This window comes from Rhizobium sp. N621 (assembly GCF_001664325.1).
GTDB classification, from domain to species: Bacteria; Pseudomonadota; Alphaproteobacteria; order Rhizobiales; family Rhizobiaceae; genus Rhizobium; species Rhizobium esperanzae.
The window spans coordinates 3,149,623-3,175,837 of the sequence record NZ_CP013495.1 but is presented as its reverse complement, the minus strand read 5'-3'; the positions used below and the strand labels follow the sequence as shown (position 1 = coordinate 3,175,837).

General features: G+C 61.1%; 29 protein-coding genes and 1 pseudogene. 12 read left to right on the top strand and 18 right to left on the bottom strand.

All coding sequences use genetic code 11. The annotated features are described in order from the left end of the window. Window positions 1–4: 4 nt before the first annotated feature. Together AMK00_RS15465 and AMK00_RS15460 are read right to left on the bottom strand one after the other, a co-directional pair. Window positions 5–472, bottom strand: coding sequence for a MaoC family dehydratase (locus AMK00_RS15465; protein ID WP_064804085.1), 468 nt, complete (start codon window positions 470–472; stop codon window positions 5–7). Next, a complete protein-coding gene (locus tag AMK00_RS15460) occupies window positions 469–960 on the bottom strand; it encodes a MaoC family dehydratase (RefSeq protein WP_064804083.1) in 492 nt (163 codons plus the stop codon). The genes AMK00_RS15465 and AMK00_RS15460 overlap by 4 nt, the downstream gene beginning before the upstream one ends. A gap of 192 nt (window positions 961–1,152) precedes the next feature. Between AMK00_RS15460 and AMK00_RS15455 the strand changes: the two genes are divergently transcribed. Next, window positions 1,153–2,226, top strand: coding sequence for a hypothetical protein (locus AMK00_RS15455; RefSeq protein WP_064810970.1), 1,074 nt, complete (start codon window positions 1,153–1,155; stop codon window positions 2,224–2,226). A 16-nt stretch (window positions 2,227–2,242) separates the two neighbouring features. On the opposite strand, the gene ychF is transcribed toward AMK00_RS15455, so the two are convergent. Then, window positions 2,243–3,346 carry a redox-regulated ATPase YchF gene (ychF, locus tag AMK00_RS15450; RefSeq protein ID WP_064810968.1) on the bottom strand — a complete coding sequence of 368 codons (1,104 nt, stop codon included), beginning with the start codon at window positions 3,344–3,346 and terminating at the stop codon, window positions 2,243–2,245. A 325-nt stretch (window positions 3,347–3,671) separates the two neighbouring features. On the opposite strand from ychF, the gene clpS reads away from it, so the two are divergent. Next, a complete protein-coding gene (gene clpS, locus AMK00_RS15445; RefSeq protein WP_064804078.1) occupies window positions 3,672–3,983 on the top strand; it encodes an ATP-dependent Clp protease adapter ClpS in 312 nt (103 codons plus the stop codon). 9 nt (window positions 3,984–3,992) lie between these two features. Here the strand turns inward: clpS and AMK00_RS15440 are convergent, their stop codons facing one another. From AMK00_RS15440 to AMK00_RS15420, 5 genes are all read right to left on the bottom strand, one after another. Continuing rightward, entirely contained in the window at window positions 3,993–4,454 is a 462-nt protein-coding gene (locus tag AMK00_RS15440) for a GNAT family N-acetyltransferase (RefSeq protein ID WP_064810966.1), read from the bottom strand. Then, window positions 4,451–5,182, bottom strand: coding sequence for an aminoacyl-tRNA hydrolase (pth, locus tag AMK00_RS15435; protein WP_064810964.1), 732 nt, complete (start codon window positions 5,180–5,182; stop codon window positions 4,451–4,453). Before pth ends, AMK00_RS15440 begins: the two co-directional genes overlap by 4 nt. Before the next feature lie 90 nt (window positions 5,183–5,272). Then, complete coding sequence (locus AMK00_RS15430) at window positions 5,273–5,986, bottom strand: substrate-binding periplasmic protein (protein WP_064804071.1); 714 nt, start codon at window positions 5,984–5,986, stop codon at window positions 5,273–5,275. Between the two features lie 24 nt (window positions 5,987–6,010). Continuing rightward, the gene (locus AMK00_RS15425) at window positions 6,011–8,362 is read right to left on the bottom strand and encodes an EAL domain-containing protein (RefSeq protein ID WP_064810963.1); all 2,352 of its coding nucleotides are present in this window, start codon (window positions 8,360–8,362) and stop codon (window positions 6,011–6,013) included. A gap of 227 nt (window positions 8,363–8,589) precedes the next feature. Beyond that, entirely contained in the window at window positions 8,590–9,204 is a 615-nt protein-coding gene (locus AMK00_RS15420) for a 50S ribosomal protein L25/general stress protein Ctc (protein ID WP_064804067.1), read from the bottom strand. Window positions 9,205–9,606: 402 nt separating this feature from the next. Here AMK00_RS15420 and AMK00_RS15415 point away from each other — a divergent pair, with 402 nt between their 5' ends. Further along, the gene (locus AMK00_RS15415) at window positions 9,607–11,157 is read left to right on the top strand and encodes a hypothetical protein (RefSeq protein WP_064810961.1); all 1,551 of its coding nucleotides are present in this window, start codon (window positions 9,607–9,609) and stop codon (window positions 11,155–11,157) included. Window positions 11,158–11,373: 216 nt separating this feature from the next. On the opposite strand, the gene AMK00_RS15410 is transcribed toward AMK00_RS15415, so the two are convergent. The 6 genes from AMK00_RS15410 to lgt all read right to left on the bottom strand — a co-directional run bounded on the left by AMK00_RS15410 (window position 11,374) and on the right by lgt (window position 17,364). Further along, entirely contained in the window at window positions 11,374–12,306 is a 933-nt protein-coding gene (locus AMK00_RS15410) for a ribose-phosphate pyrophosphokinase (RefSeq protein ID WP_011426263.1), read from the bottom strand. 105 nt (window positions 12,307–12,411) lie between these two features. Further along, entirely contained in the window at window positions 12,412–13,233 is an 822-nt protein-coding gene (locus AMK00_RS15405) for a hypothetical protein (RefSeq protein ID WP_064810959.1), read from the bottom strand. 102 nt (window positions 13,234–13,335) lie between these two features. Further along, on the bottom strand, window positions 13,336–14,487 hold the full coding sequence (locus AMK00_RS15400; protein ID WP_064810957.1) for a M24 family metallopeptidase: 1,152 nt from the start codon (window positions 14,485–14,487) through the stop codon (window positions 13,336–13,338). A 5-nt stretch (window positions 14,488–14,492) separates the two neighbouring features. After that, a complete protein-coding gene (gene pgeF, locus AMK00_RS15395) occupies window positions 14,493–15,287 on the bottom strand; it encodes a peptidoglycan editing factor PgeF (RefSeq protein WP_064810956.1) in 795 nt (264 codons plus the stop codon). Window positions 15,288–15,396: 109 nt separating this feature from the next. Beyond that, window positions 15,397–16,497 carry a class I SAM-dependent methyltransferase gene (locus tag AMK00_RS15390; protein WP_064810954.1) on the bottom strand — a complete coding sequence of 367 codons (1,101 nt, stop codon included), beginning with the start codon at window positions 16,495–16,497 and terminating at the stop codon, window positions 15,397–15,399. 18 nt (window positions 16,498–16,515) lie between these two features. Further along, window positions 16,516–17,364: a prolipoprotein diacylglyceryl transferase gene (lgt, locus tag AMK00_RS15385; protein WP_064804055.1), complete on the bottom strand. Its 849-nt coding sequence runs from the start codon at window positions 17,362–17,364 to the stop codon at window positions 16,516–16,518. Window positions 17,365–17,568: 204 nt separating this feature from the next. On the opposite strand from lgt, the gene AMK00_RS15380 reads away from it, so the two are divergent. From AMK00_RS15380 to AMK00_RS15365, 4 genes are all read left to right on the top strand, one after another. Continuing rightward, a complete protein-coding gene (locus AMK00_RS15380; RefSeq protein ID WP_064810952.1) occupies window positions 17,569–17,829 on the top strand; it encodes an accessory factor UbiK family protein in 261 nt (86 codons plus the stop codon). 388 nt (window positions 17,830–18,217) lie between these two features. After that, on the top strand, window positions 18,218–18,718 hold the full coding sequence (locus AMK00_RS15375) for a YbjN domain-containing protein (RefSeq protein WP_004680153.1): 501 nt from the start codon (window positions 18,218–18,220) through the stop codon (window positions 18,716–18,718). Between the two features lies 1 nt (window position 18,719). Beyond that, window positions 18,720–19,547, top strand: a complete 828-nt coding sequence (gene proC, locus AMK00_RS15370; RefSeq protein WP_064810950.1) for a pyrroline-5-carboxylate reductase — start codon at window positions 18,720–18,722, stop codon at window positions 19,545–19,547. Between the two features lie 11 nt (window positions 19,548–19,558). Continuing rightward, the gene (locus AMK00_RS15365; protein WP_064810948.1) at window positions 19,559–19,900 is read left to right on the top strand and encodes a tRNA-binding protein; all 342 of its coding nucleotides are present in this window, start codon (window positions 19,559–19,561) and stop codon (window positions 19,898–19,900) included. Window positions 19,901–19,951: 51 nt separating this feature from the next. Here the strand turns inward: AMK00_RS15365 and AMK00_RS15360 are convergent, their stop codons facing one another. Then, complete coding sequence (locus AMK00_RS15360; RefSeq protein WP_064810947.1) at window positions 19,952–20,605, bottom strand: MBL fold metallo-hydrolase; 654 nt, start codon at window positions 20,603–20,605, stop codon at window positions 19,952–19,954. Window positions 20,606–20,891: 286 nt separating this feature from the next. On the opposite strand from AMK00_RS15360, the gene AMK00_RS15355 reads away from it, so the two are divergent. Both AMK00_RS15355 and AMK00_RS15350 read left to right on the top strand, forming a co-directional pair. Next, window positions 20,892–21,509, top strand: a complete 618-nt coding sequence (locus AMK00_RS15355; RefSeq protein WP_064810945.1) for a DUF1236 domain-containing protein — start codon at window positions 20,892–20,894, stop codon at window positions 21,507–21,509. A 183-nt stretch (window positions 21,510–21,692) separates the two neighbouring features. Beyond that, window positions 21,693–21,962: a hypothetical protein gene (locus tag AMK00_RS15350; RefSeq protein ID WP_064804042.1), complete on the top strand. Its 270-nt coding sequence runs from the start codon at window positions 21,693–21,695 to the stop codon at window positions 21,960–21,962. Window positions 21,963–22,006: 44 nt separating this feature from the next. On the opposite strand, the pseudogene AMK00_RS15345 reads toward AMK00_RS15350, so the two are convergent. Further along, a pseudogene (locus AMK00_RS15345) lies at window positions 22,007–22,204 on the bottom strand (branched-chain amino acid aminotransferase); the annotation flags it as partial. Between the two features lie 261 nt (window positions 22,205–22,465). Between AMK00_RS15345 and AMK00_RS15340 the strand changes: the two are divergent. From AMK00_RS15340 to AMK00_RS15330, 3 genes are all read left to right on the top strand, one after another. Then, window positions 22,466–22,957, top strand: coding sequence for a MarR family winged helix-turn-helix transcriptional regulator (locus AMK00_RS15340; protein ID WP_064804038.1), 492 nt, complete (start codon window positions 22,466–22,468; stop codon window positions 22,955–22,957). Continuing rightward, complete coding sequence (locus tag AMK00_RS15335; protein WP_064804036.1) at window positions 22,958–23,659, top strand: response regulator; 702 nt, start codon at window positions 22,958–22,960, stop codon at window positions 23,657–23,659. It abuts the gene before it with no gap. A 74-nt stretch (window positions 23,660–23,733) separates the two neighbouring features. Then, on the top strand, window positions 23,734–25,110 hold the full coding sequence (locus AMK00_RS15330) for an ATP-binding protein (RefSeq protein ID WP_064804034.1): 1,377 nt from the start codon (window positions 23,734–23,736) through the stop codon (window positions 25,108–25,110). A gap of 57 nt (window positions 25,111–25,167) precedes the next feature. On the opposite strand, the gene AMK00_RS15325 is transcribed toward AMK00_RS15330, so the two are convergent. Continuing rightward, window positions 25,168–25,620 (bottom strand): BA14K family protein, encoded by a 453-nt coding sequence (locus AMK00_RS15325; protein ID WP_011426247.1) that lies wholly within the window; start codon window positions 25,618–25,620, stop codon window positions 25,168–25,170. A gap of 148 nt (window positions 25,621–25,768) precedes the next feature. Continuing rightward, window positions 25,769–25,984: a cold-shock protein gene (locus AMK00_RS15320; RefSeq protein ID WP_003561293.1), complete on the bottom strand. Its 216-nt coding sequence runs from the start codon at window positions 25,982–25,984 to the stop codon at window positions 25,769–25,771. Between the last annotated feature and the right edge of the window lie 231 nt (window positions 25,985–26,215).

The window sequence follows — 26,215 nt, the reverse complement described above, 5'->3', positions numbered from 1 at the left end:
GGCGTCAGTCGAATTCCAGGACGCCGCTTTCGAAGCGCATGACGGGATCGCCGTTCTGATTGACGCCCTCGCAGAGGATGGTGTTGAGGTGCCAGCCCGGCCGCGATGCGAGCGGTCGGCTGGACAGAAAGGCGACGGAATAGGTCACGACGTCGCCTGCAAAGACCGGCCGCAGCCATTGCAGTTTCTGGAAGCCAGGCGAGGGGCCGAGCTTGGGCGCCGTCAGCCCCTCTTCGGCGAGAATGACGCTTTGCTTTTGCCAGAAGGCGAGGAAGGTCCGCATCCAGGCGGCCGTGGTGTGCCAGCCCGAGGCGCAAAGCCCGCCGAAGAGCGTGTCTTTCGCGGCTTCCTTATCGACGTGAAAACGCTGCGGGTCGTGGCGGGTTGCGAAGCGGATGATGTTTTCTTCGGTGAAGGTGTAGCTGCCGATCTCGGCTTTCTGACCGACGGCGTAAAGCTCGGACATTCTCATACTGATGGCTCCGAGCTCACGTTGGCATCCTCCGGAGTGGGGCGCATGCGGATCATCACGGAATTCTCCGAGAGGCAGACGAGTTCGCCGCGCTGGTTTTCCACCGTGTGGCGGAATTTGACGATGCCCATGCCGGGGCGCGAGCGCATCGGCCGGGCTTCGAGAACGGTCGAATGGCCCTGCAGGGTATCGCCTGCAAGCACCGGCTTTCGCCATTCCATCAGATCGATGCCCGGCGCACCCTCGCAAAGCGCGTTTAGCACGTAGCTGTCCGCCATCATGCGCATGAGCATTGCCGAGGTATGCCAGCCGGAGGCGGCAAGCCCGCCGAGGATGCTGGCGCGGCCGGCGGCTTCGTCGAGATGCATTGGCTGCGGGTCGAATTCGCTGGCGAACTCGATGATTTCTTCGGTGAGCACCAGTTTCGGGCCGAGGGCGAAACGGCGGCCGGGTTCAAAATCCTCGAAAGACAGCTTTTCTGCCGGCATTCTCTCCTCCGCCATATCAAGCGCCTAGAACAGGATGTTTTTAGGCCGGTCGGCCTACAATCTGAATCTTGTTCTACATTAAAGAGTTAGAGCATGATGCCGTCCGAAAACCGCTTACACTTTTCGGCATCATGCTCTAGTGCTTACAATAGCATCCGTGCGGGCTCAATGATTCCCGGGAGACAAACCGGTATGACGGAACTGAGGTCGATACTTGACGAGGCGGCGCGCCAGGGGCTGATTTCGTCGGAAGCGGGCGGGCGGCTTCTGCCGTTTCTGACCGAGCGTGGCGTGTCTGTTGTTAAGACGCAGAAGGCAGTCGCAGCCGACGAGCGGGCCTGGTCGGACACCGAGACGCCGCGCTTCGTGCGCGGCTTTCACGACGTGCTGATCACCATCGGTGTTATCGTCGCGCTCGTCGGCCTCTGGGGCCTGGCGCCGCTTTACGCCGTGCCGGTCGCTATCATCGTGCTTTCGGAAATCCTGGTGCGCCGCCAGCGGCTCGCCTTGCCGGCTGTCAGCCTGACGGTCGCGCTGTTCTGCTGGACATTTTTGCTGATGTCCCGCGTCTTCACGCCGTGGACCTCCGAAATCGGTGCGGATCTGACGCAGTTCGTCGCCGGCTTTCCGATTCTGCTCTGCGTCTATTATGCCCGCTATCGCGTGCCCTTGTCGCTGGCGCTCACTATCATATCGACGCTTGCCTTGGTGCTCACGCTGCTTTTACGCCTGGTGCAATGGCTAAGCGGCAATCCCGCGTTTTTCGTCGATCATCTTGGCATGCTGGCCGCGGTCGCTTTCGTCTGTGCGCTCGGCCTGTTCGCGACGGCGCTTTATTTCGATCTCGGCGACCGGCTGCGGCGGACGACTCGTTCGGATATCGCTTTCTGGTTGCATCTCGGTGCGGCGCCGGCGCTGCTCTACAGCACCGTCTCCCTGCTGTCGTTCGGGGAAGCCGGCCATATCTTCGACCTGGCGAACATGTCGGCCCGGACTCCTGTGGTCGTCGCGACCGTGGCGGCGTTGATGCTGATCGGCCTCGTCATCGATCGTCGCGCCTTCGTCACGTCGGGGCTGCTGTCCCTCGGCGTTGCGATCTTCAGCGTGGTTCGGAAGGGAAATGCGACTGTCGACACCTACATCTTCACGACGCTGATCGTCGTCGGCGCGATCGTGCTCATTATCGGAACAGGCTGGATGCCGCTTCGGCGGCTAGTGCTCAGGGCACTACCGCCGGCAATCGCAAACAGGCTGCCGCCCGGTTAAGGCGGCAGCGATTTGATCAGGTGTTGAAACGGAAGTGGATGACGTCGCCGTCCTGGACGACGTATTCCTTGCCTTCGTCGCGCGCCTTGCCGGCATCCTTGGCGCCAACTTCGCCGTTGTACTTGATGTAATCGTCGTAGGCGATGGTGTTGGCGCGGATGAAGCCGCGTTCGAAATCCGAGTGGATGACGCCGGCGGCCTGCGGCGCCTTGGTGCCGCGCTCGATCGTCCAGGCGCGCGTTTCCTTCGGGCCGACAGTGAAATAGGTGATGAGGTCGAGCAGCTTATAGCCGGCGCGGATCAGCCGGTCGAGGCCCGCCTCGTCAAGGCCCAGGGCAGAGAGGAATTCCTTGGCTTCCTCTTCGGCAAGCTGGGCGACCTCAGCTTCGATCGCCGCCGAGATGATGACGGTTTCGGCACCCTGCTCCTTCGCCATGGCGGCGACGGCGGCGGTGAATTCGTTGCCGGTTGAGGCATCGGCTTCGGCGACGTTGCAGACATAGAGCACCGGATGCGAGGTGAGGAGGTTGAGGCCCTTGAGGATGGCGATCTCCTCGGCATCGAGCTTCGACAGCAGCGTGCGCACCGGCTTGCCCTCGTTGAGCAGCTTCAGCGAGGCTTCCATGATCGGTAGCATCGCCATCGACTCCTTGTCTCTGCCGGTGGCGCGCTTGCGCGTCTGCTCGGTGCGGCGCTCCAGGCTTTCGAGGTCGGCCAGCATCAGCTCGGTCTCGATCGTCTCGGCATCGGCGACCGGATTGATGCGACCCTCGACATGGGTGATGTCGCTGTCTTCGAAGCAGCGCAGCACATGCACGATGGCGTCGACTTCGCGGATATTGGCGAGGAACTGGTTGCCGAGACCCTCACCTTTTGACGCGCCGCGCACCAGGCCGGCGATGTCGACGAAGGAGATGCGGGTCGGGATCAGTTCCTTCGACTTGGCGATGTCGGCAAGCTTGCGCATGCGCGGATCGGGTACGGCGACTTCGCCGGTATTCGGCTCGATGGTGCAAAAGGGATAATTGGCCGCTTGTGCCGCCGCCGTCTTGGTGAGTGCGTTGAAGAGGGTCGATTTGCCGACGTTCGGCAGACCGACGATGCCGCATTTGAAGCCCATGGCTAAAACCTGCTGTTCTTGAATTTCTTGCTGGTGCCTATGGGATAAAGGAGCAATATGGTCAAGTCTTAGCGAGCTTTTAACGTTGCTCACTTGCCCAAGGAACGGCGCCGGCCTATTTTCGAGGGCGATCGCGGTTTCGATGCATTGCGGATTTCGTCAACTGCACGATCGCTGTTGCCGGCCGCAATGACATCCGGCTTCAACTCGGCGAATTTCCTGCTTCAAGGTGGGGCAGCCACGGCGCACCGTCGAAAATTCGTCATCGACAATGATTAGTTGTTCTGAAGAACCTTGACCATGTCATCAACGGGTGGATTTTCCGATGAGTGACAATGACGTTGCCCTGAAACCGAAGACCAAGGTCAGGCCGAAGCTGGACAAGCCGAAGCTCTACAAGGTTATTCTCGTCAACGACGATTACACGCCGCGGGACTTCGTCATCGTGATCCTGAAAGTCGTCTTCCGCATGAGCGAGGAGACCGGCTATCGGGTGATGATGACGGCGCACAAGCTCGGCTCCTGCGTGGTCGTGGTCTGCGCCAAGGACATTGCCGAAACCAAGGCCAAGGAGGGTATCGACCTTGCCAAGGAGATGGGTTTCCCGCTGATGTTCACCACAGAGCCCGAGGAATAGCCCTTCAGCTTACTGGCGACGGACCTGATAGCCGGTCTTGTCCTGCAGGAAGCCGCAATTTTCGTAGAAGCGCAGCGTCGCCGGGTTCTTCGAGCCGGTGAGCAACATCACCTTATAGCAGCCGGCCTTCCAGGCCTCATTCACCGCATGGCCGATGACGGCGTTGGCGTAGCCGCGCCGGCGGTGCCCGGCGTGGGTGACGACGTTTTCGATCAGTGCATAAGAGGCGCCGCCGCGCGTCAAGTTCGGCACGATGATCAGCGTGACGGTGGCGGCGGCGTGAGCGCCGGCAAAGCCGATGAATACGGTCATGCCCGGCTGGGCGAGAATGGCGGAAAAGCGCTCCTTGGCCATGGTCCCGTCGAGAATGGGATCGGTCGGATTCAGATGCCGGTAGAGGACGGTCAGCCCCTCGAGATCATCGGGAACGGCACTGCGGATGGTAAAATCCTGGTCTGGCACCGCCGTCATTCCCCCTTGTTGCCGAACATCTTCTTCAGCATGTCGGCCATCGGGCCGGTGGCCGGCAGCTTTGGCTGGTTGTTGTTGCGGGCCTGGCGGATATGCGACTGGCCGGCCGGCTTCTTCTCGCTCTCCCTGCTTTCCTTCCGCGGCTTTTCCTCGTCCGCCTTGCCGCCGAGCGCCAGCGCGATCTTGTTCATCAGCTGTGAATCCTCGTTTCGCACCAGCATATCGGCATTGTCGGCCAGCGTATCGAGAAGCGGCTCCAGCCATACCTTGTCGGCCTTGGCGAAGTCGCCGAGCACATGGTTCTGCACCATTTCCTTGACGCCGGGATGGCCGATGCCGAGGCGCAGTCGCCGGTATTCCTTGCCGCAATGGGCGTCCAACGATCTAATGCCGTTATGGCCGCCATGGCCGCCGCCGGTCTTCAGCCGCGCCTTGCCCGCGGAAAGGTCGAGCTCGTCATAGATCGCGACAAGGTCGGCGGGCTGGAGCTTGTAAAAACGCATCGCCTCGCCGACGGCTTCGCCGGAAAGGTTCATGTAGGTCTGCGGTTTGATCAGCAGCACCTTTTCGCCGCCGAGTTCGCCCTCGGCGATCTCGGCCTTGAACTTCTTTGACCAGGGGGAAAAGCTGTGGCGCCGATGAATGGCGTCAACAGCCATGAAGCCGATGTTGTGACGGTTACCGGCGTATTTGCTGCCGGGATTGCCGAGACCTGCAATGATCAGCATGGCCTGTCATCCTCGCTTATGCGTTTCCCGACGTTCACCATCCGGAAACGACAGTAAAGTCAAGCGGAAACGGCGAGCCCGGCGGCAGCATCATTCCGAGAGGTTCATGCCATATTTCAGGAAGATCTGCTTCTGGTCGCCATCGGCGATCAGCTTGTCGAGGGCAGCCTGCATCTTGGCGTGCAGATCGTCGGGAAAGCTCTTCTCGCAGGCGATGCCCATGGGTTGAGAGGAGAGCACGGTTACGATCTCCACCTGCTGATCGGCCTTCAGCTTTTCGAAATAGAGTTCGGAGATCGGCATCATGTCGATGCGACCGCTGAGCAGCTTGCGCAGCGTGGCGTTGAAGTCACTGGCGACGTCCAGCTTGGTGAAACCCTTCTCCTTCAGGATCGTCTCGGTGTAGTCCTCGCGCTGGGTGCCGATCGTATATTTTTTTGCCTCTTCGAGATTGCTGGCGGTGATGCCGGAACCCTTACGGGTGATCAGGATGTTTCGGTCGATGAGCAGCGGCTCGACCCATTTGAACAATGGATCGCGCGCGCTGTTGTGGGCGGTGGCGAAAACACATGTCATCGGCGCAGTGCGGGCAAGGCTGAAAGCACGCGCCCAAGGCATGACTTCGATCGTGTAGTCGACGCCGATCGCGGCCATCACCTTTTCGACCTGCTCGACCGTCGCGCCCTTGATCTCTTTGCCTTCGCGATAGTTGAAGGGGGCGTAATCCTCGGTCGTGAAGGCAACCGTCTGTGCGTGAGCCGCGCAGGGCAGTGCCAGGCATGCGAGAAGCAGGAGCTTTTTCATGGTGTCGTCTCCTTCGTTCTTCGTTTACGAGGCGCGCGCGACGGCCGACTGCGGGGCCATCAGTTCCTCGATGAGTGCGGCTGCGTGCTGCGGACGATGGAAGAGATAGCCCTGGCCGTAGTCCAGACCCATCTGGTGAAGCGTGCGGCATTCCTCTTCCGTCTCGATGCCCTCGGCGATGACGGTGCAGTTCATCTTGTGGGACAGGGTGGTGATGCCTTCGATCAGCATGCGGCTCTTCTGGCGCACCTCGTCGTCGCCGTCGTTGATCGCGCGGGTGAAGGACTGGTCGATCTTGATGATATCGACAGGGAAACGGTTGAGGTAGCTGAGCGACGAGTAGCCGGTGCCGAAATCGTCGAGCGCGATGCGGCAGCCGAAGCGGCGAAGCTCGGTGACGATCATGCGAATCTGCGGGTTGTCGTGCATCAGCACGGCTTCCGTGATCTCGACGACGATGCGCTCGGGGCGGATGCCGTGGCGACCGACGATTGCGGCGAGACGGGCCGGCAGCGCCGGTTCGAACTGCAGCGGCGAGAAGTTGATGGCGAGGTAGGTATCCTGCATCCCCGATATCCGAGAGATTTTCGCGAGGTTGGAAATCGCCTTTTCCATGATGACGTTGCCGACGCGGACGATCTTGCCCGTCTCCTCAGCGACGCTGACAATTTCGGCCGGCGGCATCAGACCTTTGTGCGGATGGTTAAGGCGCATCAGCGCCTCGAAACCGGCAATGCCGCGGCCGTTCAGATTGACGATCGGCTGCAGGAAGGCTTCGAACCAGTTCTCGGCGAGGCCGGCTTCGATGTTGGCCTCGATCTCGGCGCGACTGCGGGCGCGGTCGAGCATGGCTTTGTCGAAGAGCTGCGCGCCGTTCTTGCCGTCGCGTTTCTTGGCATACATCGCCATGTCGGATTTCTGCAGCAGCTCGGCCGCGGTCGCGGCGTGATGCGGGTAGATGGCGATGCCAATGGACGCGCTCAGATGCATGTCCGGGGCAAATGGCGTTTCGAAGATGGAGGCGATCTGCTCGCACATCGCCTTGGCGCGCTTTTCGGCGTCCTTCGCCGGCAGCAGAATGGCGAACTCATCGCCGCCGAGACGGGCCGCTTCGTCGGAGGGAGCAAGATGGGTTTTCAGGCGCTCGACGAGCTCGATCAGCGCCATGTCGCCGGCGGCATGGCCCATATTGTCGTTGATCCACTTGAAGCGGTCGAGATCGACGAAGAGGCAGGCGAGTTCCTGGCCGGCGGCGTCCGCGGCAGCGATCTTGTTATCGAGCACGACTTCAAAACCCTGGCGGTTGAGAAGCCCGGTGAGGTGGTCGGTGATGGCCTGACGATGGTTGCGGTCCTCGGAAGCCTTGAGCTCGGTCACATCGGTCATGACCGACAGCGACAGGCGATCGTGAGCGCCGGCGCCGGCTTCCGATTCCATGATGAGGACGTCCATGGTGCGGCCGTCCAGGCAGACGAACTTGACGGTCACCGCCATGCCACTTTCGGCCCGGCGGCGCCTGACGAACTTGTCGCGGGTGGATGAGGTGACCAGATTGGCGAAGTTGCGGCCGATGACGGCGGCGCGGCTATAACCGGTGGCAAGCAGCCAGTAGTCGCTGACGGCGGTGATGCGATCTTCCTCATCGAGCGAGAAGAGCATGGCGGGCGTCAGATTGTAGATATCGGTGGCGCGGCGATGGGCGAGCTTCAGCTCCTTCTCCTCGCTTTCGAGCTTGGTTTGCATCTCGTTGAAGCTGCGGGCAAGCCGTCCCATCTCGTCGTTCGACTGCCAGTCGACGTGATGGCGCGAGCCGAGCTGCCGGGTCGCCTCGATCGCCGCCGTCAGACGCATCAGCGGCTGGATGACGAAGAATCGGTTGCCGATCAGCGCTGTGCCGAAAACGGTCAGAACCGCAAAGATGAAGATCGAAATGAAGACGACCTCTTCCTGCTTCAGGCCGGAAAACAGGCCGAGGGCGGGATAGTAGACGCTGATGCTGCCGAGGTTCTTCGGACCGGCGACGGTGTTGTAGATGATGGCGCGCGACACCTGCACGAGCTTGCCGTCAAAGGAACGCGGAATGGTGGATTGGCTGACGTCGAGCTGGCCCGACTGATCACGCACCTCGACCTTGACGATGGCGCCTTGGGAAACGACCGTCGCGCTGATCTGAGTGACGCTTTCCTCATCGAGGTCCCAGAGCGGTTTTGCCAGCGCCTGAGCGTTGGCGACAAGAAGAACAGAGATATGGTCGCGTATTTCTTTATCGGCGCGTTCCGAGGAAAGAAAGAGGAAGAGAACAAAAAGCGGAGCGACAAAAACAAGCAGCGCTCCGCAAACAATCCCAAAAAACCTGTTCTCAACGGAATTGTTCATGGTTCCGTCTACTCCCCCAGACCGGCCATATTTGCTGTCGCGCGTTCGGGCCGGCTTCTTCGCAGCTGACGGGGCATGCTTTCACGAATATGTTAAATGTTGCTGAAACGGAGGCTTGGCGGGCAATGAAAAGCCCGCCTTCCCCGTGACTCGGCTCTCGAAAGTTGGACTTTCGGGAGCCAGTTCACCGGTAAGGCGGGCCATATGCTTTCAATTGGTCGAAGCGATCAGGCTTCGGCTTCGCCTTCAGCTTCCGCGCCGCTCTCGTCGACGCCGCCAGCCGGAGCGACGATGGTCGCGATCGTGAAGTCGCGATCGATGACCGGGCTGACGCCCTTCGGAAGGGTGACTTCCGAAATATGGATGCTGTCGCCGATCTTCTTGCCGCTGAGGTCAATGTTGAAGAATTCCGGGATCGAATCGGCCGGGCAGTGAACTTCAACTTCGTGGCGGACGATGTTCAGGACGCCGCCGACCTTGAGGCCTGGAGACTTCGCTTCATTGATGAAGTGAACCGGGATTTCGACGGTCACCTGGGTGTTGCCGGAGACGCGCAGGAAATCGACATGCAGCGTGAAGTCGCGAACCGGATCGAGCTGATAGTCCTTCGGCAGAACCTTGTACTTCTTGCCGTCGACTTCGATGGTCGCTACGGTGGTCATGAAGCCACCGGCGTGAATGCGCTTCGTCACCTCATTGGTGTTGATAGCGATGGCAATGGGGGCCTGCTTGTCACCATAGATGACAGCGGGAATCAAACCGTTGCGGCGAAGTTCACGGGCGGACCCCTTACCAACCCGTTCGCGCGCCTCGGCCTTGAGCTCGTAAGTTTCCTGGCTCATGGCTTTTCCTTTCGAGGTTATTTGGAGAGTTCGGCGGCAGGCAAAAGCCTTGTCCCGTCGAACCGGAGGCGGGTTTTCCCATCCTCATCCGCGTTGCCTCCAAGGGTGTCTACGCGGACCGGTGGCCTATAGTATAAGTCGCTCGGAAACGCAAGTTGCCGATTGCACCGGTTTTTCGGCGATGGAGGGGCTTTCGCCGGGCCGCTTCATCATCGAGAACAGCGAGCTCGCCCAGATTGCATCCGCACCCATCCCAGGGCGAGAACCTTGTTGAAATCACTCGCGAAATGCACCTGGTCAAAGGCAAGATTGCCAGTGCTCATCGCTACTTGGCTTGACATCGGTGCGCTTCGCATCTTTGGATGGCCGCAATCAAAAAGCGGCTGAGGAGAAAACCAGACTATGCGTCTCAAACTTGTCACGGCAACGAGTATGCTTGCCCTTTGCCTTTTCACCGGGGCCGAGGGCGCGGAGATCAACCAGGAGGGCGCCAACGCCGTCAAGGAGACCCTGACGAAGCTGCTTCCGCAGGATTTGGCAAAAAGCGGCCTCATCACCGTCAATCCGGCCGGCACGCGCTATGAGGTCGTCTACGATCTGGCGAAGCTGCTTACCAAGGCCGATCCGGCGACGTTTACGATCACAGGACTCACACCGTTTTCGATGTTCGCCACGCCGCTCGACAGTGGGCTCTGGAACGTCGAAGGCGACAACAAACTCAATGTCTCCGGCCATTTCAAGGGCCCAGACCAGAAGCCGACGGATTTCACCTATTCCATCGCGTCGCTTGTTTATTCCGGCGTCTTCGACCCGGCGATCAGCTATCTGCGCTCCGGCACCTTCGCGGCCAAAGACATCAAGATGGCCAGCAAGTCCGAAACCGAGGAGGTCCATGCCAGCATCGCCAGCATGGACCAGAAGCTGAGTTCGACCGACAGCGCAGGTGGCAATGGACGGATCGATTTTGCCGGCAGCGGTTCCATGTCTGATTTCGTCGAGCAGGTTTCCGGCCTGCAAATGCCGCCCATCGAACTTCGTGCCGGCTCGATCGATGTCGAGGCCAAGGTGAACGGCCTGCCGGCCAAGCATATTCGCGAGATGGTCTTCTTCGTGCTCGACCATCTCGATGAGAAGGAATTGAGTCCGGAAAACAGCGACAAGATAAAGGGAATAACGAAGGAAGCCTTCCCGCTTCTGACTTTGTTCAGCGAGACGATCAGGGTCAACGACCTGACCGTCAGCAGCGAGATGGGCAAGGGCGGCGCCAAGGCATTCGGCTACAACCTCGCCATCGAGGGGCCGAGTGACGCCATGCGTTTCGGCTTCGGCATGGATGCGCAGGAGATCAGCCTCGACACGCCGCTAATGCCGGCAAACTATTCGGCCTTCATGCCGACCAGCTTCGATTTCCAGCTCGCGCTTCCGAATCTGGATTTCGCAAGCTTCGGCGACGCCCTCATGGCGGTGGATTTCAAAGATTCGGCGTCCGAGAAGACCGGCGAGGAGATGGCGAAGAAGCTCTTCCGCGATGGCCGGCTTGCCGTCGAGTTTCCGAAGATCAGTGCCAAATCGCAGGTCTATGACGTCGATATAACCGGCAAGATCGAAGGGCGCGTCGATACGGAGAAGGATTATTCGATGGAGGCGACGATCCTTGCCCGCGATCTCGACAAGACGATCGCGGCGGTTCAGGAGCTTGCCAAGACGGATCCCGATCTCAACCAGGTCTCCTTCGGAATCATGATGGTGAAGGGCTTTGCCAAGACCGATCCGGATGGCCGTTCGCGCTGGGACGTCAGCATCAGTCGAGATGGTTCCGTGGCGGTCAACGGCCAGCAGATCAAGGGACCGGATGGTCCGGATCAGGATCAGGATCAGGGGCTGGAGCCGGACCAGGAGCAGGAACCGGATCAAGGTCAGGATGCACTACCTGCGCAGCCTCAGCAGCCTTGAACGTTCTCGATTGGAATCAGAAATGAAAGAGGCCGGCCTTGTGCCGGCCTTCAGGCTGCTGACAAATCACTGCAAAAGCCGTGGCGTCATCCTCGACCTTGTTCCCAGGATCTGCGGCCGATTAAGTATCTGAGAATAAGCGCTTTTCCGCCAACGGTCAGATGCTCGGCACAAGGCCGAGCACGACGGAGGAGACTTTTTAGTCGAAGAGGCTGGTTAATCGAAGAGGCTGGAGACGGACTCTTCCTGGCTCGTGCGGCTGATGGCTTCGCCGATCAGGGGGGCCGTCGTCACGACGCGGATATTGTGCGCTGAAAGCACCGCCGTTGTCGGCTGGATCGAATCCGTGATGACGAGTTCACGCAGCTTCGAGGAGGTGACGCGGGTGACCGCGCCGCCCGAGAGAACGCCGTGCGTGATATAGGCGGTGACGCTGGAGGCACCCTGGGCGAGCAGTGCGTCGGCCGCATTGCAGAGGGTGCCGCCGGAGTCGACGATGTCGTCGATCAGCAGGCAGTCCTTGCCGGTGACGTCGCCGATGATGTTCATGACTTCGGATTCACCTGGCCGATCGCGACGCTTGTCGACGATGGCCAGAAGACAGTCCAGCCGCTTGGCGAGCGCGCGGGCGCGCACCACGCCGCCGACATCGGGCGAAACAACCATGACGTTGCTGAGGTCATAATGGCTCTTGATGTCGCGCGTCAGCACGGGCAGGGCGAAGAGGTTGTCTGTGGGTATATCGAAGAAGCCCTGGATCTGACCGGCATGAAGATCGAGCGTCATGACGCGATCGGCGCCGGCTTCGGTAATGAGGTTGGCAACCAGCTTGGCGGAGATCGGCGTGCGGCCGGATGCGCGGCGGTCCTGACGGGCATAGCCGAAATAGGGAAGAACGGCGGTGATGCGGCGTGCCGACGAACGACGCATCGCGTCGATCATGATCAGCAGCTCCATCAGGTGGTCGTTGGCGGGAAAGGCAGTGGGCTGCACGAGGAAGACGTCCTCGCCGCGCACGTTTTCCTGGATTTCCACGAAGATTTCCTGGTCGGCAAACCTTCGGACACTGGCTCTTCCCAAAGGAACATTGAGATAGTTGCAGATCGCTTCGGCGAGTTGCCGGTTCGAATTGCCTGCGAAAACCTTCATTTTGGTCCGCCTGTTATGCGCTGATAGCCGCGCTTTTTAGTCAGCTTCCCAGTGAATGCAAGGGCAAAGGCGCCACAGACTTTCATATTTGCAAAAAGTTTGTGACTAACCGCCCTGAGTTTGCCGCCAGGAGGTGAATTCCGCGATGGTTTTCGAGGCGATCTGCTGCATCACCGAAGCCGGGACACCCGCCCAGGGGTCGGCCGCGGCCGTCGGCACGCTTTCCTGCCCCTGGATGCGGTGCAGCCGGGCGCCGCCGCTGTCGAGAACGTCCCAGACGTAGACCACGGTGACCTTGCCGTCGTCACTGAAGGCTGAGAGATAACCTTTGAGGATGTAATCGCTGCTCGTATCGTTCGAGCTCTTGATGGAAAGGCCGTTGGCGCGCGCCTCGGCGCCGAGCTGGCGCGAGAGCGGAGTCACAGCTTGCACCGGCGCCCCGATGATCGGCAGGAAGCGCACGGTATTGCCGCGCGCGAATGATGTCCCGGGGGTGAGGGCGGCGGTCTGCTGCGGGTGCTGCGTGTCAAGCCGCTGGTCGGGCTGTGTTGGCGATCCGGCGCCGGCGGCAGCCGGCGGCAGCGCCTGTCCCTCGATCGGGGCGGAGGCGGCGGGCGAGGAGCCGTTCCTCGACAGCGCGTCTGCCTGCTCCTGCATCGTCGTCGGCGGCGCGCCGCTGCCGGGTCGATAGGTTCTTTGCGACTGATCATAGGCCGGATGATAGCCACTCGGCTGCGTGCTCCCGGCAAAAACCGGCTGGCGGGCGCCGGCCAGACGTTCTGCCTCGCCCTGCGTCACCGGGCTTGACGGCGGAGCTCCGGAGGATTCGCCGATGCCGACTTGTGGCGTCAGCGCGTCGGTGGTGTTGCAGGCGGTCAGCAGAGCCATGACGAACAGGAGCGTGGGCACAGTCGCAGCTCGCGTCATCCCGTGATCCGTCCTTCCCACAATCGCATCAGCCCGTCCGAATTTATGCGGGCGGGGACGGTCCTCTGTCAATTCCGGATTCTCACCGGTCAGTCCCGGTGTTCAAAGGCCGATGAAATCGAGCGAATGACGGGAAAGTGTGTGCGGCGCATCCGCCGTCGTTAGATAGGTCTGGCCGAGCGTCATTGCCGTGCCGGTATCGGAATCGGCAATGATCATATGCACGAAGAGCGACATGTTCGGCTCGATCGGCTGCGGATTGCCGGCATGGAACATCTGGTGCTCCATCCAGGAGGGCGAGAAGCGGGCGCCGAGCGAATAGCCGCAGGCATTCAGCCGGTGGCGGGCGAGGCCGCGCTCGTCCATGATCCTGGCATGCATGTCGAAGACGTCGCCGAAGGTGTGGCCGGGCTTCAGCACGGTCTCGATCGCCTCGATGGTTTCGCGGCAGGCATTGTAGAGCTCGCGATGGCGTTGCATCGGCTCGCCGATAACGATCGTGCGCATCATGGCGGCATGATAATGCGCGTAGGCGCCGGCCCATTCGAGCGTCAGCTGGTCGTTGGCGTCGAGCTTGCGGCGGCCGGCCTTGTAGCGGCAGAGCAGGGCGTCGGCAGCGGAGCCGATGATGAACTCGTTGGCGGGATAATCGCCGCCGCCGGAAAAGACCGCACCCTGCATGGCGGCGAGGATATCGGCCTCGTCGGCGCCCGGTTTCGTCAGCCGGATTGCGGCGTCGAGCGCGTCGTCGGCGAGAGCGGCAGCGCGCTCGACATAGGCGACCTCCGTCGGGCTCTTGACGAGACGAAGACGGCTGACGAGATAGGAAGCGTCGACGATCTGGCCGAAAGTGGTCAACTGCGCGTCGAGCAGGCGGGCGACGCGGCCGGTCATGCCGTGCGTATCATATTCGACGCCGATGCGTGCGCCGAGCAGATCCATCTCGACCAGCAGGTTCTTCAGGTCGAGCGTCGGATCGGCATTGACCCTGTCGACCCAGATGTGGACGTCGTCGAGGATCGACGTGTGTTTGGCCTGGCGAAGATCCGCCGAGCGGGTGATCAGCGCCATGGTGCCGTCGCTCTTGACGATCAGCGTCTGGAAAAAGCAGTAGCCGAAGGTGTCATAGCCGGTCAGCCAGTACATGCTTTCCTGGGCGAAGAGCAGCAGGGCGTCGAGCTTTTCTTCCTTCATCTTTTCGGTGAGGCGCGCAAGCCGGCTTGCGTACTCGGCCTTTTCGAAGTGCAGTGCCATTCTGCTCAAGTCTCCCTGATTGATATCGCCGATATCTGACGGCCGTAGTCCGGCTCGTTGCGATGTGTCGTCCTGCGATAGGAAAAGAAGCGCTCGTTATCCGGATAGGTGCAGATCCCGAGGCTTTCGGCCTGCACGCCAGCCCTCGTCAGCCTGTCGATGGTCAGTGCCGGCAGGTCGAACATGGCCCGGCCCGGCGTTGCGGACGGCTTGAAAAAGCGTTCGTAGTCAGGATTTTCGGCGACGAAGCGATCGACGAATTCCGGCCCGACCTCGTAACTCGCCTGACTGATCGAGGGGCCGAGGCAGGCCAGCATGCTGGCACGGTCTGCCCCCAGGGCTTCCATGGCCGCAATGGTGTTTTCGAGAACACCGGTCAGCGCGCCCTTCCAGCCGGCATGGGCGGCGCCGATGACGCGATTTTCGGGGTCGGCAAAGAGGACCGGACCGCAATCGGCGGCCAGCACGCCAAGGGCAATGCCGGGAACTGCCGTCACCATTGCGTCCGCGTCGGGGCGGGCGCCGTCGTAATCGGCGCCAATCGTCACGACGTCGGGCGAATGCACCTGATGGACAGTTGCCAGCCGCTCGAGCGGCAGATCGAACCAGGCGGCGACGCGGCGGCGGTTTTCCACGACGTTCCCGCGTTCGTCGTTGGAGCCGAGGCCGACATTGAGACCGCGATAGATCCCTTCGGAGACGCCGCCCGCCCGGGTGAAATAACCGTGGCGGATGGCGGCGCCCGTCGCTTGGTTCAGCAGCGCGCTTTGGATCGGTGCGGGAGAGGCCGCGTCCTGCATCTGTAATTCCGGGTTTTTCGAGGGGTTTGTTTTGTCCCGAGCGCAGCGCATCGCGGCGCGCTTCAAGTTCCTGTTTCGCGCGGATGTTGGCTCAGCCGCGTGCGCCCTGTCAATCCACCGGACGAAAGGGCATGAGATCGACGGCAGGATGGGAGACCGCCATGACCTTGAAGAGTTCGCCCATCCGACCCTCACCGGCGCCGGCAAGCCTGTCGACCGCCGACTGGATGACCTGCTGGGTATGCGGTTCGCGGTCACGCCCGAGGGCGGCGGCGCGTTCGAGAATGCCGAGGCCGGTCAGAAAGTCGCCCTGGTGCAGGGCGCCGTTCAGATGGAGGCCTGATGTCAGCGCCGTCTCGGCGAGCTGCTGGAAATCGACATGGCTCGTCAGGTCGGCTTCGCCGGGATGGGCGAGCGGCGGGTCGAATTCATGCATGCGCACCGCCTGCAGCGTATCGCCAAAGCCGGTGACGAGATGGCCGTAGTCGATGACCAACGCCGTGCCGCCGAAGGCGCGCAGCCGCTCGCAAATCGCCATCATCACGGCCTGGCGGGCGGGCGAGATCTCGAAGAGCGTGCCGCGCGGCAGGTTCTGCACCGGTTCCGGCAGTAGGGCAGGATCGAGGCCCGCGACACCTGCGGCGAAGGTCAGTTCACCATCGGCGTCAAGCCCGACCATGCGCTCGCGGAAGCCCGTTTGCGTACGCACGAACTGCCGGATCGGAATCGCGTCAAACAATTCGTTGGCGGCAATCAGCGTGAAGCCGGGCGGGACCTCATTGAAGCCATCGTGCCAAGCGATCCGCTCGCCATAAGCGGCGAGTGTCTGGCTCTGGACGTCGCGCAGGCGCTCGCTGGTTTCGACGAGATGCAGGCTCATCGTGTCAAAGAGCGGCGGGGCGATGCGGGCGATGACACGCAGCATATCCGCCATCATCGTGCCGCGGCCGGGGCCGATCTCGACCAGACGCACATCTGCCGGCGTGCCGTGGCGCTGCCAGGCATGGACGACGAAGACGCCGATCATCTCGCCGAAGATCTGGCTGACTTCGGGCGCGGTGACAAAATCACCCGAACGGCCGAACGGTTCGCGGGTGCGGTAATAGCCGTGCTCGGGATCGGCGAGGCAGAGCGAGAAATAGTCGGTGACGCTGATCGGGCCGTTGGCCTGGATAATCGCCTTGATCTTTTCGCCTAGAGCGGTGGTCATGTCGCGCGTCCTGCCGGTTTAGAGCTGCGGCGCAGCCTGGCGGCGGGCCCGCAGGATCGCCCAGAGGCCGAGCAGGATCATCGGAGAGGAGAGGATCATGCCCATGGTCAGCCAATTGGTGCCGAGGAGGTAACCGAGCTGGGCGTCCGGCTCGCGGAAGAACTCGACGAAGATGCGCGACAATGCATAACCGCAGACGAAGACGCCCGTGATGAATCCAGGGCTTTTCAGCGCACGCATGCCGTAGACGAGGGCGGCAAGCACCAGGAGCAGAACGATGCCCTCGAGGCCGGCCTCGTAGAGCTGGCTCGGATGGCGGGCGAAGGGACCGCCGGTCGGGAAAACCACGGCCCAGGGGACGTCGGTCAGCCGGCCCCAGAGCTCGCCGTTGATGAAATTGGCGATGCGGCCGAAGAACAGACCGAAGGGAACGACGGCGGCGACGATATCGAACAGACTCCAGATCGGAATGGCATTGCGGCGGGCAAAGATGATCATGGCAATCGTCGTGCCGGTCAGGCCGCCGTGGAAGGACATGCCGCCGTTCCAGATTTCGACTGCGCGAATGGGATCGCGCAGGACAGCGGAGAGGTCATAGAAGAAGATATAGCCGAGGCGGCCGCCGAGCACGACCCCGAGGGCGGCCCAGACGATGAAATCGTCGAGCTGCGTCTTCGTCATCGGCGATGTATTGCCCGGCCAGAGACTGTCGTTGGCGGCGAGGCGGCGCGCATAGGCCCAGCCGAGCAGGATGCCGGCGACGTATGCCAGGCCGTACCAGTGAATCGCCAACGGACCGATCGAAAAAGCGATCGGATCGATGTCCGGGAAAGGCATGATGGCAAGGAGATTGGCTGCTGTCGGCAAGGTTTTCCCATCCGTTGAGGTCGGCGGAACATGCCGCCGCGATCCCGGACGGTCAAGTGCATTGTTCGCGATCGCTCCTCTGCTGCCCGCTTCAGGATAAGGCTATCCCGTGCAAAGCGCTTGCATCGCGGGTAGCGAAGCCCTACCTCAATCTTCGAGGCCCTGAAGGGCTGAATTCACCTTATACGAAGGGAGAAAAACGCCATGACGACCGGAACGAACCGCATCATGGACGAGTTCGCCAAGCTGATGACCGACGCGGCAGGTGCCGCCCAGGGTGTCCGCAAGGAGATCGAGACGGCTTTCAACGCCCAGGCCGAGCGTTGGTTAAACAGCATGGACGTCGTCAAGCGCGAGGAATTCGAGGCCGTGCGCGAGATGGCGATCAAGGCGCGTGATGAAAACGAGGCGCTGGCCGCCCGTATCGCGGCGTTGGAGGCCAAGCTCGCCGGCGAGGGCCGCTAAATCCCCATAGGGCACAGATGCGGCGTTGCCGTCATGCCACACGCCGCATCTGTCACAAAAAATTCCAGGTGAGTTTTCCACCTGTGGACACTGCCAAAAAAGCCAATACGCAGAGTCGTTTAATCTCCCTTCTGAATTGAGTTTCGAAGTGCTTTCCACAGCAGGTCTGCCCTATTTTCCCTTCTGGGGGCTGGCAGGTGGCAAGGGTCATTATACACTGATTTTAAATGATGATTCGAAGCGACTTGGTAAGCTCCGGGCAGGTTATCTGCGTTAAGTCTGGCAGCGGTTCAACGATCATCCGATGGTGGTTTCCGGTTTTGCGTGTGTCTTTCTTGTGTTCGTATCCCAAGCTAAGCCGCATTCGTTCCGGTCAAGAAGGTGCTGCATGAACCTGATGGAATTGGAAGTCGAGCGTCAGTCGAACCCGGTCGATATGATCGAGTACGTGGCCTCCAACAACGATTGGTCGTTCGAGCGATCCGGCGAGGATGAGATCGCAATGACGGTCGAGGGGCGCTGGGCGGACTATCATGTTTCCTTTTCCTGGATGGAGGAATTCGAGGCGCTGCATCTTGGTTGCGCTTTCGATATCAAAGTCCCCGACATCAGGGTCAACGAGGTGGTCAAGCTGCTCTCGGCGATCAACGGGCAGGTGCTGATGGGTCATTTCGACCTCTGGCGTCAGGAAGATGTCGTCATCTTCAGGCAGTCGCTGCTGCTTGCAGGCGGCGCGGAGCCGACCAATCGCCAGGTAGAGGTGCTGCTTTCCAGCGCGCTCGACACATGCGAAGCATATTTTCAGGCATTCCAGTTCGTTGTCTGGTCCGGCATGGACGCGGCGAAGGCGATGGAAGCCGTGCTGTTCGAAACGGTGGGTGAGGCATAAGATGCCGGCGAAGGCTTTCTCCTCGGCAAATCCCGTCGTGCTGATCGGCGCCGGAAACATGGGCGGAGCCATGCTCTCCGGCTGGCTGAAGAGCGGCGTTCCGGGCTCGGCCGTCATCGTTGTGGATCCCGGCCCCTCATCTGCGATGCTGGCGACGATCAAGGAAGCCGGTGCGACGCATCTGACCGCGGTCCCTGCGGAATTGAAGGCGAGCGTCTTGTTCCTCGCGGTCAAGCCGCAGGTGATGGAGACGGTGTTGCCGGCGGTGAAGAGCGCCGTCGGACCGGCGACGGTCGTCGTCTCGGTCGCAGCCGGCAAGACGCTCGGTTTTCTCGAAAGACATCTCGGCAAAGCCGCGATGGTGCGAGCCATGCCGAACACGCCGGCTATGGTCGGCCGCGGTGTGACCGGAGCCTTTGCCAGTTCAGGGGTCAGCGATCCGCAGCGCAAACGCGTCCATGCCCTTCTCAGCGTCTCTGGTCCGGTCGAATGGGTGCCTGCGGAGGCCGATATCGATGCCGTGACGGCGCTTTCCGGCAGCGGCCCGGCTTATGTATTCTATCTCGTCGAATGTATGGCGGAGGCAGGCCGAAAGCTCGGCCTGCAGGCGGACCTCGCCATGCGTCTTGCGCGGGAAACGGTCGCGGGGGCTGGTGAACTCTTGCACCAGTCCCCCGACGATGCTTCGCGGCTGCGGCAGAATGTAACGTCTCCCGGCGGCACGACGGCGGCGGCGCTCGCCGTGCTGATGGCGGAGAACGGCATGCAGCCCCTGTTCGACGCAGCCCTTGCGGCGGCGCGCAAGCGGGCCGAAGAACTGGCCGGCTGAGGAAGAACCACGTGGCGGAAGAGATCAGCTACGCCGATTTCGAGCGTGTCGACATCCGTGTCGGTACGATCATTGAAGTGAGCCCTTTTCCGGAGGCGCGCAAGCCGGCTTTCAAGCTGCTTATCGATTTTGGCCCTGAGATCGGTATCAAGAAATCCTCGGCGCAGATCATTGTGCATTATAGGCCGGAAACCCTGATCGGCCGGCAGGTGCTCGGCGTCGTCAATTTCCCGCCGCGGCAGATCGGTCCGTTCCGTTCGGAAGTGCTGACGCTGGGATTCGAGGACGAGAACGGCGCGATCGTGCTTGCCGCGGTCGAACAGCCGGTGCCGAACGGCAGGAAGATGATGTGAGCCTGAGCTCACATCATCTTGCCGGGTGCCTGAGGTGTCTGCATCGGATGCTCAACGAGGCTTGATTTCCTGCAGAAACGGGTTGCTTCGCCGTTCGTCGCCGATGCGGCTGCCGGGCCCGTGGCCGCAGATGAAGCCGACGTCGTCGCCAAGCGGCAGGACCTTGTCGCGGATCGAATCCAACAGCTGCTGATGATTGCCGCCCGGCAGATCGGTGCGGCCGATCGAGCCGTTGAAGAGCACGTCGCCGAGATGGGCGAAATTCTGCGCGCGGTTGAAATAGATCACGTGGCCGGGGGCATGGCCGGGCGTGTGATAGACCTCGAATTCGTGGGCGCCGAAGGAGACCTTGTCGCCGTTCTTCAGCCAGCGGTCCGGCAGAACATTGCGCAATCCTGATATGCCGTATTTCGCCGCCTGGGCTTCGATGCGCTGCAGCAGCGGCAGGTCGTCCTGATGCGGGCCGACTATGTCGACGCCGAGGGCTTCCTTTAACTCTTTGGCGCCGCCGGCATGGTCGAGGTGGCCATGCGTCAGCCAGATTTCCTTGATGCTCAGGCCGCTTTTCTCGATCGCCTGCAGAATGAGCGGAACGTCGCCACCCGGATCGACGACGACGCCTTCCTGGGTCTCGGGATCGAAGAAAACCGTGCAGTTCTGTTGAAAAGGTGTCACCGGAATGATGCCGGCCTGGAGCATGCCCATATGTGCCTCGCTTGGTGTCTCGGGTGCCCAGGTATAGTTCGAAACGGTGGCAAGGACAGCCGGAATCTGCTGCTGCCACCACCTGTTTCACGGCAAAAAAACCGACTGCAACACAAATTTATAGGGCCTTCCGCCATCTCCGTGCAGCGGTGGAATCAAGCTTTGTCTTGGTTTTTCAGATGCTTGTGCGTGGATCCCAGAAGCCGCCGATTTGTCGGCGGCAACGCAGGGGAACATCGTGGAACGCCGCGCGTTGTCCGGCCATCGAAACCAAGGAGACGCTCACATGACCTTAAAGAGAAACATCCTGTTGGTTGGAGCCGTGCTCCTGGCGAGCGGCGGTCTGGCGCAGGCGGAGATGGTGGCGACCACGGTCAACGATCTCAACGTCCGCGCGGGTCCGGGCCCGCAATATCCGGCAGTCGGGCTTGCCACCCGCGGTTCGACCGCGGTGCTCGACGGCTGCATCGAAGGCAGCCGCTGGTGCCGTGTCGACGTCAACGGCATACGCGGCTGGGTCTATGCGGATTATCTGCAGATGGACTACGGCGGCAACCAGGTTATCGTCGAGCAGCATCGCGCCGAGATCGGCGTTCCCGTCGTGACCTACGAGTCGACCGCCAGCGTTGTCCCGGCCGACCCGCAACCGGCGCCGGGCGATGAATTGATCGGTCCGGTCGGAGCCGTGGAAACGATCACTCCGCCGGAGACGGTGCGGACCTATATCGAGACCAATCCGACCGAGACGGTTCGGCTTGGCGGCGATGTGGTCGTCGGCGCGGAAGTGCCTGCCGACGTGACTTTCCAGACGATTCCGGACTATGAATATCGCTACACAAGGATCAACGACCGACCCGTTCTGGTCGATCCAGGGACGCGCCGGATCGTCTACGTCTATCAATAAGATCATCGGCAAATACGAAACGAGGCGGTTGGCAGGCCGCCTCGTTCGGGCAATTTCCCCTTCCGCCTTAATCCCGCATGGGTTGATTTTTCTTAACGCTTTCCTTTTTTATATGATAAAATACTAATATGCCGAGGGTTCGGCATAGATCGGCGATCGGGGAGATCGCCAGAGGAGAAAATCATGGAAGCGTTACTTCCGCTCGTCATCCAATTAATTGCCGGTGCCATCGGCGGCAACGCCGCGAGTGCCGCTTTGAAGCAGCACGCGATGAACGTCGTTGCTCGCACGATTGCGGGCGCGATCGGCGGTGTGGCCGGCGGCATGCTGCTCGGCATGGTCGGTGGGGAAGCGGCTATGGCCGGCCTGATCGCCGACGGCATCGGTGGCCTGATCGGCGGCGGCATTCTGTCGACGCTCGCCGGACTGGTCATGGCGCGGGCACATAGATAATACCCCGACGCGCTTTCGCGCGCCGGACCAATTGTATGAGGATGTTATCCGGCGGCGACCGCCGCCGGATGGACTTCCTTCATATAGGCGTTCATCAAGGTTTCGAAGATCGTCGCCGGCGTAAATCGATACGGGCCGATTTCAGAGGCCGGCGTTACTTCCGCGGCCGAACCGGTGAGGAAACACTCGCTGAAATCAGGCAGTTGCTCCGGCAGGATCGCGCGCTCGATCACCTCGATGCCAAGCCATCCCAAACCTCCTCCGGCGCTTCTCGCTCCATGGCTGTTGATTGTTGTCCCCATTACGTTTTATCCACAGACGCTAGGGGAATTACTTATTGCGTCGGAGGTTCCGGGCGGACCTTGGTTTCCAAAGAAACGCCAGGGAAATTGGAAGCCGGGCGGGCTCTCACGAAAGTTCGGCAAAGCTACCAGCCGTTTTATGTCACCAATACTGATTGCGGAAATTTCCCGCAACAGGCGGGACGAGAAAGGAAATGCCGAGTGTCACGACAGACCGGTCCGAAAGCAGGCAAGCCGGAGCCGTTGGCCACGCCGATGGAAGATACAGGCGGTATCGATTTCGAGATCATCGAACTGTTCTTCTTCGCCTATCGCGACTTTGTTTCCGATCCTGACGCCATCCTCGAAAAGAGCGGCTTCGGCCGGGCGCATCACCGCGTCGTGCATTTCGTCAACCGCAATCCGGGCATGACGGTGGCTGATCTTCTCGACACACTGAAGATCACCAAGCAAAGTCTTGCAAGGGTGCTGAAACAGCTGATTGATTCGGGCTATATTCGCCAGGTGGCCGGTCCCGAGGATCGGCGGCAGCGCAAGCTTTATCCAACGAAGTCGGGGCGCGAGCTGGCGCTTGCCCTTGCAGAGCCGCAATCGCGCCGCATTGAGCGGGCATTCGAAGGAGCCTCTGCGCAGGTGCGGGAGGGCGTGAAGGCCTTCCTCAGAGGCATGCGGGACAGAAAGAAGGCGGATTGAATGGCGGTCAAGACAGGTATTTCCGACGATGCGGCGCATCTGCTGGTGGTCGACGATGACTCCCGCATCCGCGCGCTGCTCAATCGTTATCTCGCGGAGAACGGCTTTCGCGTCACTGTCGCGGCCGACGGCGCCGAGGCGCAGCGCAAACTTGCCGGTCTCGATTTCGATCTCATCATCATGGATGTGATGATGCCGGGCGAATCCGGCATCGACGTCACCCGCGGGCTGCGGGCCATCAAGAGCGTGCCGATCATCATGCTGACGGCGCTGGCGGAATCGGGCAACCGGATCGAAGGCCTCGAGGCCGGAGCCGACGATTATCTCTCCAAACCCTTCGATCCGCGCGAGCTGGTCCTACGCATCAACAATATCCTGCGCCGCAACGCCAACGGTGAGGGGCTGAAGATCGAACAGGTCATGTTTGGGCCCTACACTTTCTCCTTGACCCGCAAGGAGCTTAAGAAAGCCAGCGAGGTGATCCGGCTTACCGATCGCGAGCAGGAAATCATGCTGCTCTTTGCTCGCCGCGCCGGTGACACCATCCCCCGCCACGAGCTGATCGGCAATGACACCGAGGTCGGCGAGCGGACGATCGACGTGCAGATCAACCGGCTCAGGCGCAAGATCGAGGAGGATCCGGCCAACCCCGTCTGGCTGCAGACGGTGCGCGGCATCGGATACAGGCTGAGCATCGACTAGATTTAAGAAGTGGAGCATGATGCCGATGACGTTCACACTTTCCCGCATCGTGCTCTGAACGGCCGGGACCGACGATGGTGACAATGGACAGTTTGCGGCGGGAAGACCGCGCTCCGGCGGCGGGCTGGCGCTGGATCGTCCGCTGGCTGCGGCGCCGATTGCCCACCGGACTCTACGCGCGCTCGCTGCTGATCATCATCATCCCGATGGTGCTGCTGCAATCCGTCGTCGCCGCCGTCTTCATGGAGCGTCACTGGCAAATGGTGACCGAGCGGCTGTCGCTCGCCGTCACCCGCGACATCGCCGCGATCATCGAGATCGTCGAGACCTATCCGCAGAATTCGGACTATAACGAGATCATCCGCATCGCGCGCGATCAGCTCAACCTGCAGATTTCGATCGAGCCGGACGGCGATCTGCCGCCGCCGCGCGTCAAGCCGTTCTTCTCGATCCTTGACGGCATTCTCAGCGATGAGATCACCGATGAGATTCACCGGCCTTTCTGGATCGACACGGTCGGCAACTCGAATCTCGTCGAAATCCGCATCAAGCTCGAGAATAAGATCCTGCGGGTGCTGGCCAAACGCAGTCAGACCTATGCCTCCAACACCCATATCTTCATCGTCTGGATGGTCGGCACGTCGCTGGTGCTGATCGGCATTTCGATCCTCTTCCTGCGCGGGCAGATCCGGCCGATTCTGATGCTGGCGCGGGCTGCCGAAAGCTTCGGCAAAGGGCAGAAGCCCGACAATTTCTATCCGCGCGGCGCCGACGAAGTCAGGCGCGCCGGCCTTGCCTTCATTCTGATGCGTGAACGCATCGAGCGGCAGATCGAGCAGCGCACGGCGATGCTTTCCGGCGTCAGCCACGATCTGCGCACCATTCTCACCCGCTTCAAGCTGCAACTGGCACTCGCCGGCGACAATCCCGACCTGCATGGCCTGAACGACGACGTCAATGATATGCAGACGATGCTGGAGGCCTACATGGCCTTCGCCCGCGGCGAGGTCGAAGAGGATGTCGGCGAGCTGAAGCTCAGCGAAATCTTCGCCAAGCTGGAATCCGATTTCGTCCTGCATCGTAAACAGTTCAGCTATTCGATCGAAGGCGACGACGACATTTCCGTTAGGCCGAATGCGTTCACGCGTCTCGTCACCAACCTTGCCTCGAACGCGCGCCGTTATGCCAACAGGCTCGACATCGAGGCCAAGCACAATGCCAAGTGGCTGACTGTTATCTTCGACGATGACGGGCCGGGCATTCCGGAAAAGAATCGCGAGGATGTGTTCAAGCCGTTCTTCCGGCTGGATGCGGCCCGCAACCTGGATGCATCAGGCACCGGCCTCGGTCTGGCGATCGCCCGCGATATTGCCCGCAGCCATGGGGGCAACGTCACGCTCGGCGACAGCCCGCTCGGGGGCTTGAGGGCAACGATCCGCATTCCGGCTTAAACTAAAAACAAAAGCGCCGCTGAGGAGCGGCGCTTCGTATCAGGGATCGTCGAGCGATCAGCCGGCGGTGCAGAAGTGGCTGCGGCCATCATTGCCGATATAGGTGCCGCTGCGCGGATCGAAGGAGCGGTAGCGGTAAGAGCAGTAGCGCTCCCATTGCGGCGACCAGGGCTCCACGGCCGTGCGGACGGGCGCATAATATCGCGGCTGCTCGACATAGCGCGGCTCTTCAACGTAGACGCGGCGCGGGGCGCGGTAGACGGGAGCGGGTTCATAGTAATCCGGCTCGTAGGGCGGGTCGATGTAGCGAGGTTCATCGTAAACAGGGCCGTTATTGGCGTTGGCGATAGCCGAGCCGACGATCAGACCCGTCGCAAGCCCGACGGCGCCACCAACCAGCGCGTCATTGCGGCGCCAATGGCGGTCTCGGGCCGATGCTTCGCCGATGGCGGAGAGGGTGAGTGCGGCAGCCGTTGCCGTCAGCAAAAGAGTTTTGGCGAGCCTGTTCATAAGCGTGATACCCTAATTCCGAGAACCGAATGTCGGTTCCTTTCTCGATGACAACATTCCTACAAATCCCCAGCTGAACGAAGGCTGAACGACAAAACCCGGCATTGCTGCCGGGCTTCAACTCGAATTCGACAGCCTTGTTAAGGGCTCAGCCGGCAATCTGCAGATTGACGGCCTTGGGCCCCTTGCCGCGGCGATCCGGCTCCGTGTCGAAGCTTACCTTCTGGTTTTCCGTCAAACCGGCCAGCCCGGAGGCCTGTACGGCAGAAATGTGAACGAAGATATCGGCGCCGCCCCGGTCCGGCTTGATGAAGCCGAAGCCTTTGTCGGTATTGAAGAATTTTACAGTGCCAGTCTCGGCCATGCGTCAGGTCCTTTTCTCTCTGCCCGCCATCCACACGGGCAGCATCATAGCATTGCCTCCTTGCGAGAGGCGTTGGCAGGCAAGTCTTGAAATGTGAGAAAAAGGTCCCCTCTACCTCGGCCTGCTCCAAGCAGAACTTTCGCCTGCCTTATTTGGAACCGGCTGACCGGAATATTAGCGTTCCCGGCGCGCAAATACTTAAGGACTTCCCATGCTCGCAAAATGCCCGAA

Excerpts from the sequence above, each read along its gene's own strand:
- AMK00_RS15390 (WP_064810954.1), bottom strand. The coding sequence starts at position 16,497 with ATGACCACCGCTCTAGGCGAAAAGATCAAGGCGATTATCCAGGCCAAC.
- AMK00_RS15430 (WP_064804071.1), bottom strand. The coding sequence starts at position 5,986 with ATGAAAAAGCTCCTGCTTCTCGCATGCCTGGCACTGCCCTGCGCGGCT.
- AMK00_RS15405 (WP_064810959.1), bottom strand. The coding sequence starts at position 13,233 with ATGACGCGAGCTGCGACTGTGCCCACGCTCCTGTTCGTCATGGCTCTG.
- AMK00_RS15380 (WP_064810952.1), top strand. The coding sequence starts at position 17,569 with ATGACGACCGGAACGAACCGCATCATGGACGAGTTCGCCAAGCTGATG.
- AMK00_RS15415 (WP_064810961.1), top strand. The coding sequence starts at position 9,607 with ATGCGTCTCAAACTTGTCACGGCAACGAGTATGCTTGCCCTTTGCCTT.
- AMK00_RS15425 (WP_064810963.1), bottom strand. The coding sequence starts at position 8,362 with ATGAACAATTCCGTTGAGAACAGGTTTTTTGGGATTGTTTGCGGAGCG.
- clpS (WP_064804078.1), top strand. The coding sequence starts at position 3,672 with ATGAGTGACAATGACGTTGCCCTGAAACCGAAGACCAAGGTCAGGCCG.
- AMK00_RS15325 (WP_011426247.1), bottom strand. The coding sequence starts at position 25,620 with ATGAACAGGCTCGCCAAAACTCTTTTGCTGACGGCAACGGCTGCCGCA.
- AMK00_RS15440 (WP_064810966.1), bottom strand. The coding sequence starts at position 4,454 with ATGACGGCGGTGCCAGACCAGGATTTTACCATCCGCAGTGCCGTTCCC.
- AMK00_RS15375 (WP_004680153.1), top strand. The coding sequence starts at position 18,218 with ATGAACCTGATGGAATTGGAAGTCGAGCGTCAGTCGAACCCGGTCGAT.
- AMK00_RS15335 (WP_064804036.1), top strand. The coding sequence starts at position 22,958 with ATGGCGGTCAAGACAGGTATTTCCGACGATGCGGCGCATCTGCTGGTG.
- AMK00_RS15420 (WP_064804067.1), bottom strand. The coding sequence starts at position 9,204 with ATGAGCCAGGAAACTTACGAGCTCAAGGCCGAGGCGCGCGAACGGGTT.
- pgeF (WP_064810956.1), bottom strand. The coding sequence starts at position 15,287 with ATGCAGGACGCGGCCTCTCCCGCACCGATCCAAAGCGCGCTGCTGAAC.
- AMK00_RS15355 (WP_064810945.1), top strand. The coding sequence starts at position 20,892 with ATGACCTTAAAGAGAAACATCCTGTTGGTTGGAGCCGTGCTCCTGGCG.
- proC (WP_064810950.1), top strand. The coding sequence starts at position 18,720 with ATGCCGGCGAAGGCTTTCTCCTCGGCAAATCCCGTCGTGCTGATCGGC.
- AMK00_RS15350 (WP_064804042.1), top strand. The coding sequence starts at position 21,693 with ATGGAAGCGTTACTTCCGCTCGTCATCCAATTAATTGCCGGTGCCATC.
- AMK00_RS15320 (WP_003561293.1), bottom strand. The coding sequence starts at position 25,984 with ATGGCCGAGACTGGCACTGTAAAATTCTTCAATACCGACAAAGGCTTC.
- AMK00_RS15465 (WP_064804085.1), bottom strand. The coding sequence starts at position 472 with ATGAGAATGTCCGAGCTTTACGCCGTCGGTCAGAAAGCCGAGATCGGC.
- AMK00_RS15455 (WP_064810970.1), top strand. The coding sequence starts at position 1,153 with ATGACGGAACTGAGGTCGATACTTGACGAGGCGGCGCGCCAGGGGCTG.
- AMK00_RS15460 (WP_064804083.1), bottom strand. The coding sequence starts at position 960 with ATGCCGGCAGAAAAGCTGTCTTTCGAGGATTTTGAACCCGGCCGCCGT.
- pth (WP_064810964.1), bottom strand. The coding sequence starts at position 5,182 with ATGCTGATCATTGCAGGTCTCGGCAATCCCGGCAGCAAATACGCCGGT.
- AMK00_RS15410 (WP_011426263.1), bottom strand. The coding sequence starts at position 12,306 with ATGAAGGTTTTCGCAGGCAATTCGAACCGGCAACTCGCCGAAGCGATC.
- AMK00_RS15400 (WP_064810957.1), bottom strand. The coding sequence starts at position 14,487 with ATGGCACTGCACTTCGAAAAGGCCGAGTACGCAAGCCGGCTTGCGCGC.
- ychF (WP_064810968.1), bottom strand. The coding sequence starts at position 3,346 with ATGGGCTTCAAATGCGGCATCGTCGGTCTGCCGAACGTCGGCAAATCG.
- AMK00_RS15330 (WP_064804034.1), top strand. The coding sequence starts at position 23,734 with ATGGTGACAATGGACAGTTTGCGGCGGGAAGACCGCGCTCCGGCGGCG.
- AMK00_RS15360 (WP_064810947.1), bottom strand. The coding sequence starts at position 20,605 with ATGGGCATGCTCCAGGCCGGCATCATTCCGGTGACACCTTTTCAACAG.